A 14,122-nucleotide genomic window follows, 5' to 3' on the forward strand; every position below is an offset into this window, starting at 1 on the left:
CTGAATTTCTCAGTCCAACTTCCGGGGAGCAGTTCACCGGTGGCTGGGACCCTCTGCATCGGTGCGAGTGGTGTGGAGCCGCCTACAGCTGGCCGAACTCCTCAAGCTTCGGCTGCGGTACGTTGGTTTCGTCGTACTGGTAGATTCCGATGTAGGCCTCGGTCGGGTCACCGTTCTCGTCGAAGGAGATCGGTCCGGAGATGCCGTCGTAATCGATATCCTCGCCGTTGCGCAGCAGCGTCACACAACCGGCGAAGTCGTAGCACTTCTCACCGTCCATGGACACAGCCTGCATTTCCTTCGCGATGTCCTCGCCCTTGGTGCTGCCGGCCGCCTCGGAGGCCAGCGCCACGAGGTTCACCGCGTCGTAGGATTCGCCTGCGTAAGAGTAGGAGTTGAGCTTGTCGTCGACCTTCGCCAGTTCCGCCTGGAATTCATCCTTGGCGAAGGTGCCGGGAATGGTGCCCTGTGCCCCTGCCATGGCGCCCGGGTCAAGCTCCTTGCTCAGGTCCGAGGTGTTGCCGTCCACCAAGAATATCTGGTCGGGTTTGACGCCCTTGGACAGCAGCAACGGTGCAATCGACTTGATCTGGTCGAAAGTAATCAGCGCGTAGGCGTCAGGTTTGGCGTTGACTACGGCATCAACCTGCGAGCTGAACTGCGAATCGCCCTCGTTGAACATCTCGGTTGCCACAATCTGGCCACCGGCGCCTTCGAAGGCCTGCTTGACGTTGTCCGCCAGACCGGTGCCATAGGCGTCGTTCAGCACGATCATGCCGAGCGTCTGGGCGCCGCAGGTGACCATGTAGCTGCCGAGAGTGCGGCCCTGCAGAACGTCGGAAGGAGCTGTTCGCCAGTACAGGCCCTTGTCATCCCATGTGGTGAAGTCCGGCGAGGTATTCGCCGGGGAGATCTGCAGAACGCCCGCGCCGGTGATCTGGTTGATCACGGTGAAGGAAACGCCCGAGGACGCCGCTCCCACGATCGCGCTGACCTTTTCGCTGAGCAGGTCCGTTACCGACTGCGTTGCAATGTCGGTGGTGGTGTCACCGGAGTCGCGTTGGACAGTTTCCACGTCTTTGCCGAGCACGCCGCCGGCTTCGTTGATCTTGTTCACGGCAAGCTCGACACCTGCAATTTCCGGCGGGCCCAGGAAGGCCAAGGTTCCGGTGGTCGGCAGCAGCGTGCCGATTTTCAGCGCTTGCTCGGTGGAGCCTTTGGACTCGGGGACGTCCGCCGGGTTTCCGGTCGCACCCCCGGTGGGTCCCCCATCCTCGCCTGGTCCGGGACAGGTCAGGCCTGATGCGCCTGCCGGTGCCGATGACGCTCCCCCTCCAGGCTCCGACGGTGTGGAAGACCCCCCGCCGCACGCCGAGGCAAACAAAGCGATCCCCAATCCGAGCGCGGCCAGCTTCCCCGCCCGCGCGGAGTTGCCGCCGGTGCCGAAAAGCACTGCGTTACGTGTTGCAGACATGTATGTTTTCCCCTCGATCGAAAGGTATGTGAACCTTTGATGCGATTACCAGGTATTCCTGATTACTAGGAAAACTAGTCCAAATTGTTGTTGAAAATAAGCGTTTTGGGTTACATCCTTGTAACGCTCATCACACTGATTCGGTACCCCCGGTGGGACTCGAACCCACACTGGACCGATTTTAAGTCGGTTGTCTCTGCCATTGGACTACGGGGGCCGGGTGTTCCTTCACCTATCTAGGGTACTGGATAGCCTGTTGTCGCCCTACAGACGCCCGAAAGGCCCAGCGTAGGTAAAGGTACCCGTTGGCGGGAGCTCGTTCAGCGGCAGGGCCATGAAGTGAGCGCCCCACGCCGGATCCGGAGCTTTGATGCCGGATTCGCTAGCCGGCCGATACCCGAAACGTGGATAGTAATCTGTGCTTCCGAGCAGCAGGATGACGCTCTCCCCCGCGGACTCGGCCCGCTGGCGCGTTTCGGCCAGCAGGGCAGCTCCGATGCCCGAGCGCTGACGGTCCGGCTCTACCGCGATCGGCCCCAGCCCCAGGGCCGGTGCACCGTCAATCCACCCGCGGGTACTGATCACGTGCCCGACGACGGTTCCGTGGTCCTCGGCGACGAGGGAGAACTCCGGCAGGAAGCCGTCGCAGTTGTACAGTTCGGCCAGCAGCCGGCGTTCAACGGGCTCGGTGCCGTCATCCGCGGCGAAGGCCCGGGCCACCAGCCTGAGGACGGCGGGCCGGTCCCCCCGGTTGTTCTGTCCTGATCAGCATCAAGACATTCTATGTTGCAGCGCCTCGACAAACGCAGCAGGCCCGGGTACCGCGATGCGGTACCCGGGCCTGCTGCGTTGGTGTGGTTAACGGCCGGTGGACGCGAGTTCCTTCTCCGACCCGGCGGCCGGGGCGTCCGTTGCCGGCTTGGGAGCGGCGGCGGCCTGCGGGCGCGGCTGGGGTGAAGCAGCCTCCCGGAACTGGCGGTACGGAGTCTGCAGATCGGCGAGGCGCGTGGTATCGCGGCCCAGGAAGATGGTCCAGAACCAGTTCGAGATCACGCGGATCTTGCGCTCGACGGTCGGCATGGCCAGTCCGTGGTAGCCGCGGTGGGCCATCCAGGCCGGCCAACCCTTGAGCTTGATGCCCATGATCTTGGCGACGCCCTTGTTGAGGCCGAAGCCGGCGACGGCGCCGAGGTTCTTGTGCTTGTACTGCTTGACGCTGCCCACGCCCCAGCGGGCCGCGTAGATGTTTTTGGCAAGCCGCTTGGCCTGGCGGATGGCGTGCTGGGCATTCGGGACGCAGAAGCCGCCCACCCCGCCGCCGGTCAGGTCCGGCACTGCTGCGACGTCGCCAGCGGTCCAGGCGCCGTCAATCGGGCCGTTCTCGCCGATGATCTGCAGCGTGGCATCGGCCTTGATCCGGCCGCGCTCGTCCTGCGGGAAGCCGAAGCTGCGCGCAACCGGATTCGCCTGCACGCCCGCAGTCCACAGCAGGGTGTCGGCCTCGAAGGTTTCGGCCGGAGTCTTGTCCGGCATGTTGATCAGTTCCAGCACGCCGCCCTCTGCCTTGGCCAGGGAGGTGTTGAGCATGACCTCGATGCCGCGTGAGCGCATGTGCTCGACGACCCACTTGGCCTGCTCTTCGGTGACCTCGGGCATGATCCTGCCCATTGCCTCGACCAGCACGAAACGCAGGTCTTCCTGGCGCAGCCGTCCGTTCTTCCTGACGGCAGCGCGGCCAAGGTCCTCGATTTCGGTCATGGCCTCAATGCCCGCGAAGCCGCCGCCGACGCCAACAAACGTCAGCGCGCGGGTCCGCTCCGCCCCCGCCGGCAGTTGGGAGGCGGTCTCGATCCGCTCGAGCACCTTGTTCCGCAACTCCACGGCTTCTTCGATGGTCTTCAGGCCAATGCCGGCTTCGGCCAGCCCCGGGATCGGGAAGGTGCGGGTAATGGCACCGGCGGCAACGACGACGTCGCGGTAGTCCAGTTCGAAAGCCTCGCCCGCTGCGGGGGTGATCACGGCCTTCTTGGCAGCATGGTCGATGGAGGTGACCCTGCCGGTGATGAGTTCGGTGTCCTGCAGATGCTGGCGGTGGTTGACCACGGCATGCCGGGCTTCGATGCTGCCGGAGGCCACTTCGGGCAGGAACGGCTGGTAGGTCATGTAGGGCAGCGGATCCACCAAGGTGACGATGCCGCCGTGCCGCTTGACCTTTTTCTGGAGCTTCAGCGCAACGTAGAGACCAACGTAGCCGCCGCCGACCACAAGGACGCGCGGGCGATCGGACAGAGCAGGAGTGAGTGCCATGCATTAAGTGTAGCGTCTTTTGTGAAAGTTTTCACGAAGTGGCCGGGAGGGCAGAATCAGCGTTTGACCGGCTTGTGGCTCCCGCCCCGAATCGGCGGGATGAAGCCCGTATCCGCGTCTTCGACGGCCTGTTTTCCCGCCGCGGCGCGGCGCGCCCGGACTGTCTGGACAGCGCCCAACGTCAGGACACCGGCGATCAGCGCGCCGAACGAGAAGACCAGGATGGCCGGCAGTACCGAGTTCTCGGTACGCGGTGGGACCGCCACCGGGGTGGTCGGTTCCGGAATGTCCGGGGCCACGGCCTTCGACTGCACCGGAGACTGCGATTCCGGCGCAGCGACCACGCCGCGGCGGTGCACGGTGATCCACTGGGCAATCGAGCCGAGCGGGTTGGCTGATACCTCCGGAACTTCGGCGTTCAGTGCCGCTTCGGCGTTCAGTACGCCGTAGCCGTAGATCGGATCATGTCCGGGAACGCCGGAGTCCTTGGCCGTGCTGATGATGCGGTTGACGACCTGGGCCGCGCTCATGTCCGGGTATTTGGAGCGGATCAGCGCGGCTACGCCGGAGACCAGCGGGGTGGCCCCGGATGTACCCGACCAGTCGGCATAGAGGCCGCCGGGCAGTCCACCCACCAGGTCTTCGGCCGGCGCCGCAACGCCAATGACGATGCTCTGGGCCGAGGCCTCCTGGCTGGCTTCGCCGTCGCGGTTCAGTCCGGCCACGGTCAGGACCCCGGGAATGGTGGCGGGAGCACCGGACTGTTCGGTCCCTCCGGCGCGGTTTCCGGCGGCGGCAACCACCACGACGTCGTGCTGTTCGGCGTACAGGAACGCGGCGTCCCAGCTCTCCGGCCAGGAGGTGCTGGAACTGGTCAACGACATATTGATGACCTGTGCGCCGTTGTCCACCGCCCAGCGAACGGCCGCAGGGATCTGCTCGTCAACTCCGACACCGGAAGGGTTCGGCGTCCCGAGCCACGTGGAGGCCGTCAGGATCTGCGCCTTGGGAGCCACCCCGATCACGCCATCGGTGCCGGCACCGATTCCCTCGTCCTTGGGCTTGGACTCGTCGTCCTTCTTCTTGTCGTCCTTCTTGTCTTTGTCCGGGGCATGCCCACGACCGGCCAGCAAGGTCGCCACCAAGGTGCCGTGCTCGGGCGTTTGTCCGATCCCGCGCTGGCCGTCGGGATCGCCCGATCCGGAGGCGTCCGTTCCGCCCACCACGACACCCTTGAGGTCCGGATGGGTGCCGTCAACGCCGCTGTCGATCACTGCGACTTTCACGCCCTCGCCCTGCGATTCGTCCCAGGCGGCGCGGATCCCGTAGGAATCCAGCCAGTATTCCTTGTCCCGGGTGGAGTCGGCATGGGCGGGTCCTGCCAGCATCAGCGAGCCAAGCACCGCAATGGCCGAGCCGAGCGAAATGGCCTTCGCGGCGGACGAGCGCCTGCTGGGCCGTTCACTTTCGCGGTGGCGCATCGGTGTCCCTTCGGTAAGCAGTCTAGGTCCCTGGGGCTCGGTGGGTGGGCAGCCGGGTGGCGGCGCTCAGGGCGATTCCATCCAGAATATCGTGTTCGCTGGCCGTCGCGCCGTCCACGCGTCCAGCGGTCAGTGCCGCCAGCCGCCGTGACACGGTGCGCCAGATGAGCGCGCCGGCGCCAATGACGTCCACGCGTCCGGGATGCATGTAGGGCAGCGCCGCACGCTGTTGCCGGGTCATCTCCAGCAAGGAAGTGCAGGCAGCATCCAGCCGGTCCCCCTCTAGGCGTGCCCCGTGGATCGCTTCGGGACGGTACTGGTCCAGCTGCAAGGCGTGTGCGGTGATGGTGGTGACGGACCCGGCCACTCCTACCAACCGGTCGACGTCGGCCAGCGGCACCTCATCCAGCGCGCGAGCCAGATGCTGCTCGGCGTCGGCCACGGCTTCGGCGATCTCCGCCGCGGTGGGCGGGTCCGAGCGCAGGTACCGCTCGGTGAAACGGACACAGCCCATATCCGTGCTGAGCGCGGCCAGCACCCCGTCGGCAGTGCCCAGCACGAACTCCGTGCTGCCACCGCCGAGGTCCACCACCAGCACCCTCTCTCCCGGCGTCGGGGCCAGGACACTGGCGGCACCGGTGAAGGACAGCTCGGCCTCTTCGCGGCCGCTGATCACCTCCGGTTCCGCCCCGAGCCGGTCGCGGATGCCGTCAACAAAAACCTGCCGGTTGGCCGCGTCGCGGGTGGCGGAGGTGGCAACAAAACGCAGGCTTTCGACCCGCTGGCTGCGCAGTTGCACGGCATAGTCTTCCGCCGCCGCGAACGTCCGCTCCAGCGCTTCGGGCGCCAGCGCCCCGGTAGCGTCGACGCCCTGCCCCAGCCGCACGATTTTCATCTCCCGGACCACGTCGCTCAGCCCGCCGTCCTGCACGTCGGCAATCAGCAGGCGGATCGAGTTGGTTCCGCAATCGATGGCTCCGACACGTGCCACTAGGACTCCACTCCCCCGGCTGCGCCGGGCGTTCGAGGATCGACGGCGTCGGCGGCGTCGGCGTCGGCGGCGTCGGAGGATTCCTTGCCGCCGGACCGCCTGGCCTTCTTCGCGGCCAGCTCGTCGGCCGGCAGGCCTTGGGTGCGAGTATGGCGGCTCAGGTCACGGGCGGGCGCGGCCCCTGCAACGTCCCAGGCGCCGGCGCAATAGCAGCGGTCCGCGGTCCACCACTCGGCGATGCCCTCAAGCGCTTCGTCGCCCAGCGGATTCACGCCCGGACCCGCAGCCAGCGAATGGCCGACCAGGACGTGCAGACACTTGACTCGGGTGGGCATACCGCCGGCCGAGACGCCCGCGATCTCGGGCACCTCCCCGATGCCGGAGCGGCGGCCCACCTCGTTGCGTGCGGCCAGATACTCCTCATGGGCGCGCCGGTACGCTGCGGCCAGTTCAGGATCGCTCTCCAGCCGCGCGGTCATTTCCGTCATCACCCCGGCCGCTTCCAGCCGGGACACGGCGGCGGTAATCACCGGGTGGGTCAGGTAGTACGTGGTGGGGAACGGGATGCCGTTGCCCAGCCGCGGCGCGGTCGTGGCGACGAGCGGGTTTCCGCAGACGCATCTCGCGCCGATTTCCACGACGTCGCGGACCGGTCTGCCGAGCTGGCGGCTCAGCGTGTCGAGGTCTTCGGGGGTGGGTGTGCGCTGAGCGGTGTTCATGGCTCAGTCCTTCCTGCCGCTGCGGTTGGTCTGGCAGCGTGCCGTATGATCCGGTAGCCGCGGCTGCCGGGTTGTTAGTCAGCGGCGGGCGTGTCCGTGGCGGCCCGGGTCATCGAATTCCACAGTGCGTCGACCCACGGCAAGTCCTCCGGCGCGGTCGCGGATGCGTGTTCGTCCGACTCGCCCAGTCCTTCCGCGCCGGTGACCATGTACCGCTTCTCCCCCGGCATTACATAGAATATGCGATCCCGTGCCTGCTGCTTGATGTAGGCGGGGTCATCCCAGCGGGCCAGCTCCTTGGTCAGCTGCTGATGGGAGTCTTTCTTGGCGGCGATGTCCGCCTGCAGGGCGGCCAATTCTGCCCGCTGCTCAATGAAAATCCGCACCGACGGCGCCAGCAGCACCGTGATGGACACCAAGACCACCGCCAGCGCCAGCAGCCGGCCGGAGAATGCTTTGGCTGGGACCGGGACCGCATCGGCAGGCACTTCCCGGGCCTGTTCCCTGCGTTGCCGGTGCGCAGGCGAGTCCGGCTGCCTGATTCCCTCGGACAGCTGCCGGCGTTCGGCGGCGCGGGCTTCCGACGGCGCCGGCTTGGGCTTTGCCGGTGGTTTCGGCTTCCGGCGGTGGCCCGCCTCCGGTGTGCTCGGGGAGCCGGCCCCAGGCCGGGCCACGGCTGCCGGCGCCGTTCGGCCGAAGTCGGCCCGAATCACTTTCCCGGTTTCCGGTTCCGGGCGGTCAGTGTCCTTGCCGTCCCCCTGTCCGCTGCCCTGCGCAGGCCCACCGCCGGCCGGACGGCCGGCCCGTGGCATGTTGGGGCGTCGGGTGGACATTGAGGCTCCTCACCGTGGTTGTCGTGCGGGGCCGGCGTCGGCTGACGGCCGGGCCCCGCTTAAGACATTACCGAGGGTTGGGCCGAACTACGCCGTGAAACGCGGGAAAGCACTGCGACCGGCGTAGCGCGCCGCGTCGTCGAGCTCTTCCTCGATCCGCAGCAGCTGGTTGTACTTCGCCACACGCTCCGAACGGGCCGGGGCACCGGTCTTGATCTGGCCGGCGTTGGTGGCCACGGCGATGTCGGCGATGGTGGTGTCCTCGGTTTCGCCGGAGCGGTGCGAGGTGATGGTGGTGTAGCCATTGCGCTGGGCCAGGGCCACGGCCTCCAGTGTCTCGGTCAGCGACCCGATCTGGTTGACCTTGACCAGCAGCGAGTTGGCGGTCTTGGCGTCGATGCCTTGCTGCAGGCGCTCCGGGTTGGTAACGAACAGGTCGTCGCCCACCAATTGCACCTTGTCGCCGAGCTCGGCCGTCAAGGTTGCCCAGCCGTCCCAATCGGATTCGTCCAGCGGATCCTCGATGGACACCAGCGGGAAGTCCGCCACCAGCTGACCGTAGTAGGCACTCATTTCCGCTGCCGTCAGGGACTTGCCCTCGAACTGGTACGCGCCGTCCCGGTAGAACTCGGAGGACGCCACGTCCAGGGCCAGCGCAATGTCCTTGCCCGGCGTGTAGCCGGCCCGGGTGATCGCCTCGGTGATCAGGTCCAGGGCGGCCCGGTTGCTGGGCAGGTTCGGGGCGAATCCGCCCTCGTCGCCCAGCCCGGTGGAGAGGCCCTTCTCCTTCAGCACGGCCTTGAGGCTGTGGTAGACCTCCACGCCCCAGCGCAGGCCTTCGGAGAACGTTGCGGCGCCCAGCGGCACCACCATGAACTCCTGGATGTCGACGTCGGAGTCGGCGTGCGAACCGCCATTGAGGATGTTCATCAGCGGCACCGGCAGCACGTGGGCGTTCGGTCCGCCGAGGTACTTGTACAGCGGAAGGTTGGCGGATTCGGCGGCTGCCGATGCCACGGCCAGCGAGACGCCCAGGATGGAGTTGGCGCCCAGGTCGGACTTGTTGGACGTGCCGTCCAGATCCAACATGGTCTGGTCGATCAGCCGCTGGTCAGTGGCGTCGAAGCCCACCAGCGCCGGCTGGATGGTGTCCAGCACCGCGGCCACGGCCTGGCTGACGCCCTTGCCCAGATAGCGGCCCTTCTCGCCATCGCGGCGTTCGACGGCCTCGAACGCACCGGTGGAGGCGCCGGACGGAACCGCGGCGCGGCCCATCGAGCCGTCGGACAGCAGCACCTCAACTTCAACGGTGGGGTTGCCGCGGGAATCTAGGATTTCGCGCGCGTGGATGGCATCGATCAGCGCCATGGAGTAGCTCCTGTTCGTTGGAACGAAAGATGGAATGTCTGCAGGCCCGGCACCAGCCGGCCGCAAGGTCCGGCTTAAGACTAATCGAGATCAGCCCGTGTCGTTTTCTTCCGTTACGCGCTGCTGGAATCGCCGGACGGCGGCCCGGAGTGCCTGCTCTGGGTCCACGCCGGCTTCTGCGGCGCGGCGGACGACGGCGAACAGCGCCTCGCCGACCTCGGCTTCCGTCATGCCCTGCCCGCCTTCCGACCGCCATCTGCCGTGCTGCGGCGCGGCAGCGCGGCCGTCTCCGCCGGGCTCAGCCCGTTCCGCGGAACCGGCCCGGCGCGCCCGATCCAGGGATTTCGCCGCCAGGGTCAGGGCCGGCAGCGACGTCGGAACGCCGTCGAACGGCGTGGTCCGCTCCGGCTTCTCCGCCGCTTTCACCGCGTCATAGCTGGCCACGATCTCGGCGATGGTGTCCGGGAACGTCTCCTGCAGGGATCCGTCCGGACGGAACACGTGCCGGTTCCGCCGAACGAGTTTGGCAGTCAGGCCGGCGGCCACGGCGTCGAAATCGAAGTGCCCGCGTTCTTCCTGCAACCGCGCATGCAGCAGCACCTGGAACAGCACGTCGGCCAGCTCGCCCCTGAGCTCGGCCACGTCGGCCTGGCCGGTGTGGCCTGTTTCGATCGCCTCGGCCAGTTCGTGGGCCTCCTCGACCAGGTACTCAACGAGGGATTCGTGGGTCAGCGCGGCCGTCCACAGGCAGTGTTCGCGCAGCTGCGCCACGACCTCGAGCAGCCGGGGAACCGCCCAACCGGGGCCGGGGCCCGCCGTCGTGCTTTCCCGGCGCCGTCCCGGCGCTGGCGGCTGACCGGCGTGCGGCATGGTCCCGTCAGTCCAGCTGGCTGCGGAAGCCCTCGCCGATGTACTCGACGAGCGCCTCACGCTCTTCCAGCGGCAGGAAGGCGGCTTCCGCGGCGTTGAGCGTGATCTCCAGCAAGTCGTCCAGGTCGTAATCGAAGGTTTCCACCAGCAACTCGTACTCGTCCGAAAGCGTGACCCCGCTCATCAGCCGGTTGTCCGTGTTGATCGTGACCTTGAACCCGGTCTGGTAGAGCAGGTCGAACGGATGGGCTTCAATGCCTTCCCCGAACACGGCGATGGCACCCGTCTGCAGGTTGGACGACGGGCTGCACTCCAGCGGGATGCCGCGGTCGCGGACCCATGCGGCGACCCGGCCCAGGGTGACCATCCCGACCTCTTCGCCGTCTTCGTCGTCCGGGCCGAAGTCCACCTGGATGTCCTCGGCGATCCGTACGCCGTGGCCCAACCGCAGTGCACGGCCGCTGACCAGCGCATCGGCGATGCTGTCCACACCGGCCGCCTCGCCGGCGTGGACGGTGACCGGGAACTGGTGTTCGGCCAGGTAGGTGAACGCGTCCTTGAAGCGCGAGGCCGGGAAACCGTCCTCGGCGCCGGCAATGTCGAATCCGACGGCGCCCCGGTCCCGGTGGCGGACGGCAAGTTCGGCGATCTCCTGTGAGCGGTCGGCGTGCCGCATCGCGGTGATCAGCTGGCCCACCTGGATGGGCCGTCCGCTGGCCTCGACGGCGTCCACGCCCGCCTCCAGTCCGGCCTGGACGGCTTCGACGGCTTCGTCCAAGGTCAGGCCCTTGGCCAGGTGCTGCTCCGGCGCCCAGCGGACCTCTCCGTAGACCACGCCGTCGTCGGCCAGGTCTTCGACGAATTCCTGTGCCACGCGGAACAGGCCTTCCTTGGTCTGCATCACGGCGACGGTGTGATCGAAGGTTTCCAGATAGCGCACCAGCGAGCCGGAGTCTGCCGATTCCCGGAACCACTCGCCCAGTGCCACCGGGTCGGTGGAGGGCAGTTCGTGGCCCACGGCGGCGGCCAGCTCGATGATCGTGGCCGGGCGCAGGCCGCCGTCCAGATGGTCATGTAGCGATACCTTCGGCAGGCTGCGGATGTCGATGTCCATGTCGGCTGCGGTGTCTTCGGAGTAATCAGGCTCAGTCACACGCACCACCTTACGCGAGCACGCCGCCAGCCTGAACCGGCCCGGCTTCTGCCGGCCGGCTCAATCGTCCAGTGCATTAGTCGTCCAGTGCGTCAGTCGTCCAGTGCGGCCGTGGAGCGGTTGCGCGAGGGCACGGCGACGGGCTGATGCGGCTCGAAGCGCACGGTGCGCGAACCGGTTCCCGGCGGCTGGTCGCCGGGATGGCGCCGCCCCTGCACTGAGGCACCTGCACTCCCGGCTGGGCCGGCGTCATGGGTGGCCTGCTGCCCGGCTCCCGCCGGCTCCGCACTGCCGTACGTGCTGCTGTGCGTGGCCTGGGCTGCCGCCCGCAGCCGCGCGGCGTGGCGGCGGCCGGCAAGCTTCAGGCCATGGTCCAGCGCCAGGCCCAGCAACAGTGCCAGCACGACGGCCAGTCCCGCGGCCAGCAGCGTGTGGTCGTGGAACCACTGGCCGGCCAGGGCCCCGATGCCCACCGAGTACAGGGCCCATGAGATGCCGGCCACCACGGAGAACAGGACGAACTTGCGGTGGTTGTATCCGGTAGCCCCGGCGGTCATGTTGACCGCGACGCGACCCACCGGGATGTAGCGGGCGCCTAGGATCAGCAGGGCCCCGCGCCGATCCAGTTCCCGGCGGGCCCAGGCGAAGGCCGCGGCAACGCGTGGGCGCTGCATCCAGCGGAAGCGGTCCGCGCCGATGCTGCGGCCGATCAGATAAGCGATGTTGTCGCCGGCGATGGCGCCCGCCGCTGCGACGGCAACAACCAGCCAGATGTTGGGCGCCCCGGCGGATACGGCGATCGCGGCCAGCGCGACGACGACCGATTCGCTGGGAACCGGCGGAAAGATTCCGTCGATCAGGCAGAGCGCCAAAAGCAGTGGGTAGATCCACCATTGTGCTGCCGCGTCGATGATGAAGACGCTGAGCGCGTCCATGAAAGTCTGCACGAGGTGTTCCTGTCCGCCGGATGTCTAGTCCAACGATGCCATGCTGCATTTTGTGCCGCTATCGGGTAAATCCCTGACCGGGCCCCCATCGGTCAACGCCGCAGACCCTGCAGTGCGCCGGAGCTTCCCCCGAGCTCCGGCCGCACACATCATCGTAGCCGGGCGCCGTAGGGCCGGGAAGAGGTTTATCCAGCGAATCTATAAACGGCTATCCCCAGTTGTTTTCAGCTGGGGGCAGCCAACAAGCGGCGCGGTTAGGCAATCCGGTCAATGATCAGCCGGCGGTCCGGCCGGCTTCCTTCGGGAGCAATAACGACGGCGTCGCGCAGCGCTTCCTTGGCCCGGTCGAACCTCTCGGGGGTGTCGGTCAGCAGCGTCATCAGCGGTTCGCCTGCGCGGACCGTGGCTCCGGGCTTGGCATGCATCCGCACTCCGGCACCGGCCTGCACGGCGTCCTCCTTGCGGGCACGTCCAGCACCAAGCCGCCAGGCCGCCACTCCCACCGACAGGGCGTCCAACTGGACCAGCACGCCGTCTGCCGGCGCGTAGACAACCTCGGATTCCCGGGCCACCGGCAAGGGGGCATCGGGGTCCCCGCCCTGGGCGCGGATCATGGACTTCCAAACGTCCATGGCACGGCCGTCCCGCAGCGCTGCGGCCGGGTCGGCATCGGCCACGCCGGCTGCCTGCAGCATCTCCTCGGCCAGCTTTACCGTCAGCTCCACCACGTCCTCGGGGCCGCCACCGGCGAGTACTTCAACCGACTCTTCGACTTCAATGGCGTTGCCCGCGGTGAGCCCCAGCGGGGTGCTCATGTCCGTGAGCAGGGCCACGGTGTTCACGCCGGCGTCCTTGCCCAGGGCCACCATGGTTTCGGCCAGTTCGCGGGCGTTGCGCTCATCCTTCATGAAGGCGCCGCTGCCGACCTTCACATCCAGCACCAGTGCGCCGGTGCCTTCGGCGATCTTCTTGCTCATGATCGAGGAGGCAATCAGCGGGATCGCTTCCACCGTGCCGGTGACATCCCGCAGCGCATAGAGCTTCTTGTCCGCGGGGGCAAGCCCGGAACCGGCCGCGCAGATCACCGCGCCGACGTCCGCCAACTGTTTCAGCATTTCGTCATTGGTCAGCAGCGCGCGCCAGCCCGGGATCGATTCAAGCTTGTCCAAGGTGCCGCCGGTGTGGCCGAGCCCGCGCCCGGACAGCTGCGGAACGGCGACACCGAAAACGGCCACCAGGGGGGCCAGCGGGAGGGTGATCTTGTCCCCGACTCCACCGGTCGAGTGTTTATCCGCTGTCGCCTTGCCGAGGGATGCGAAGTCCATCCGCTCGCCGGAGGCGATCATCGCCGTCGTCCAATGCGAGATCTCCTCCCGGTCCATGCCGTTGAGCAGGATGGCCATGTTCAGGGCGGACATTTGCTCGTCGGCGATGGCCCCGCGGGTGTAAGCATCGATGGTCCAGGCGATCTGCTCCGGGCTCAGCGTTCCCTTGTCTCGCTTGGTCCGGATGATGTCCACCGCGTCGAAAGTTTCGGTCATACCCTGTTCCTCCCTTGATCCGTTCCGGCTTATCAGGCCAGATGCTGCGGGCCGAAGGCGTCCGGCAGCACGTCGTCCATGGTCTTGACTCCGGCCGGCGTCATCAGCAGCATGCCGGGCGCCCGAAATTCATACAACAGCTGCCGGCACCGGCCGCACGGCATCAGCGGATTGCCGTCCCGGTCCACGCAGCTGAAGGCCGCCAGTTTTCCGCCGCCCGTCATGTTCAGCTGGCTGACCAGCGAACATTCGGCGCACAAGGTCAGCCCATAGGAGGCGTTTTCCACGTTGCAGCCGGAGACCATCCGCCCGTCGTCGGTCAGCGCGGCCGCACCAACGGGAAACCCCGAATACGGCACGTAGGCCCGCTGCATGGCGTCCGCCGCGGCCCGCTGGAGTGCGTCCCAGTCAACGGGTTGATCCGTCGTCGGTTCCATC

The 14,122-nt window shown here is 67.2% G+C and carries 12 protein-coding genes, 1 tRNA gene and 1 pseudogene; all 14 read right to left on the minus strand.

Translation table 11 applies throughout. The features are described 5' to 3' along the window. Positions 1–82: 82 nt before the first annotated feature. The gene (locus MNQ99_RS13975; RefSeq protein ID WP_241913339.1) at positions 83–1,474 is read right to left on the minus strand and encodes an ABC transporter substrate-binding protein; all 1,392 of its coding nucleotides are present in this window, start codon (positions 1,472–1,474) and stop codon (positions 83–85) included. A 144-nt stretch (positions 1,475–1,618) separates the two neighbouring features. Continuing rightward, a tRNA-Leu gene (locus tag MNQ99_RS13980) sits at positions 1,619–1,691 on the minus strand. A gap of 47 nt (positions 1,692–1,738) precedes the next feature. Continuing rightward, a pseudogene (locus MNQ99_RS13985) lies at positions 1,739–2,209 on the minus strand (GNAT family N-acetyltransferase); the annotation flags it as partial. A 123-nt stretch (positions 2,210–2,332) separates the two neighbouring features. Beyond that, on the minus strand, positions 2,333–3,781 hold the full coding sequence (locus tag MNQ99_RS13990) for an NAD(P)/FAD-dependent oxidoreductase (protein ID WP_241913341.1): 1,449 nt from the start codon (positions 3,779–3,781) through the stop codon (positions 2,333–2,335). Positions 3,782–3,837: 56 nt separating this feature from the next. Further along, on the minus strand, positions 3,838–5,262 hold the full coding sequence (locus tag MNQ99_RS13995) for a S8 family serine peptidase (protein WP_241913342.1): 1,425 nt from the start codon (positions 5,260–5,262) through the stop codon (positions 3,838–3,840). A gap of 22 nt (positions 5,263–5,284) precedes the next feature. Next, the gene (locus tag MNQ99_RS14000; RefSeq protein ID WP_241913343.1) at positions 5,285–6,253 is read right to left on the minus strand and encodes a Ppx/GppA phosphatase family protein; all 969 of its coding nucleotides are present in this window, start codon (positions 6,251–6,253) and stop codon (positions 5,285–5,287) included. Next, positions 6,253–6,972 (minus strand): DUF501 domain-containing protein, encoded by a 720-nt coding sequence (locus tag MNQ99_RS14005; protein WP_241913344.1) that lies wholly within the window; start codon positions 6,970–6,972, stop codon positions 6,253–6,255. Before MNQ99_RS14005 ends, MNQ99_RS14000 begins: the two co-directional genes overlap by 1 nt. A gap of 74 nt (positions 6,973–7,046) precedes the next feature. Next, complete coding sequence (locus tag MNQ99_RS19225; RefSeq protein WP_422387538.1) at positions 7,047–7,460, minus strand: FtsB family cell division protein; 414 nt, start codon at positions 7,458–7,460, stop codon at positions 7,047–7,049. A 432-nt stretch (positions 7,461–7,892) separates the two neighbouring features. Next, complete coding sequence (gene eno / locus MNQ99_RS14015) at positions 7,893–9,173, minus strand: phosphopyruvate hydratase (protein ID WP_127511983.1); 1,281 nt, start codon at positions 9,171–9,173, stop codon at positions 7,893–7,895. Positions 9,174–9,263: 90 nt separating this feature from the next. Then, a complete protein-coding gene (locus MNQ99_RS14020; protein WP_241913345.1) occupies positions 9,264–10,043 on the minus strand; it encodes a MazG nucleotide pyrophosphohydrolase domain-containing protein in 780 nt (259 codons plus the stop codon). 7 nt (positions 10,044–10,050) lie between these two features. Then, on the minus strand, positions 10,051–11,157 hold the full coding sequence (locus MNQ99_RS14025) for an adenosine deaminase (RefSeq protein WP_241915381.1): 1,107 nt from the start codon (positions 11,155–11,157) through the stop codon (positions 10,051–10,053). Positions 11,158–11,288: 131 nt separating this feature from the next. Continuing rightward, entirely contained in the window at positions 11,289–12,143 is an 855-nt protein-coding gene (locus MNQ99_RS14030; protein ID WP_241913346.1) for a DedA family protein, read from the minus strand. Between the two features lie 254 nt (positions 12,144–12,397). Further along, positions 12,398–13,684 (minus strand): thymidine phosphorylase, encoded by a 1,287-nt coding sequence (locus tag MNQ99_RS14035; protein WP_241913347.1) that lies wholly within the window; start codon positions 13,682–13,684, stop codon positions 12,398–12,400. Positions 13,685–13,716: 32 nt separating this feature from the next. Then, on the minus strand, positions 13,717–14,121 hold the full coding sequence (locus tag MNQ99_RS14040) for a cytidine deaminase (RefSeq protein ID WP_241913348.1): 405 nt from the start codon (positions 14,119–14,121) through the stop codon (positions 13,717–13,719). Between the last annotated feature and the right edge of the window lies 1 nt (position 14,122).

Source organism: Arthrobacter sulfonylureivorans (assembly GCF_022637435.1).
Taxonomy (GTDB): domain Bacteria; phylum Actinomycetota; class Actinomycetes; order Actinomycetales; family Micrococcaceae; genus Crystallibacter; species Crystallibacter sulfonylureivorans.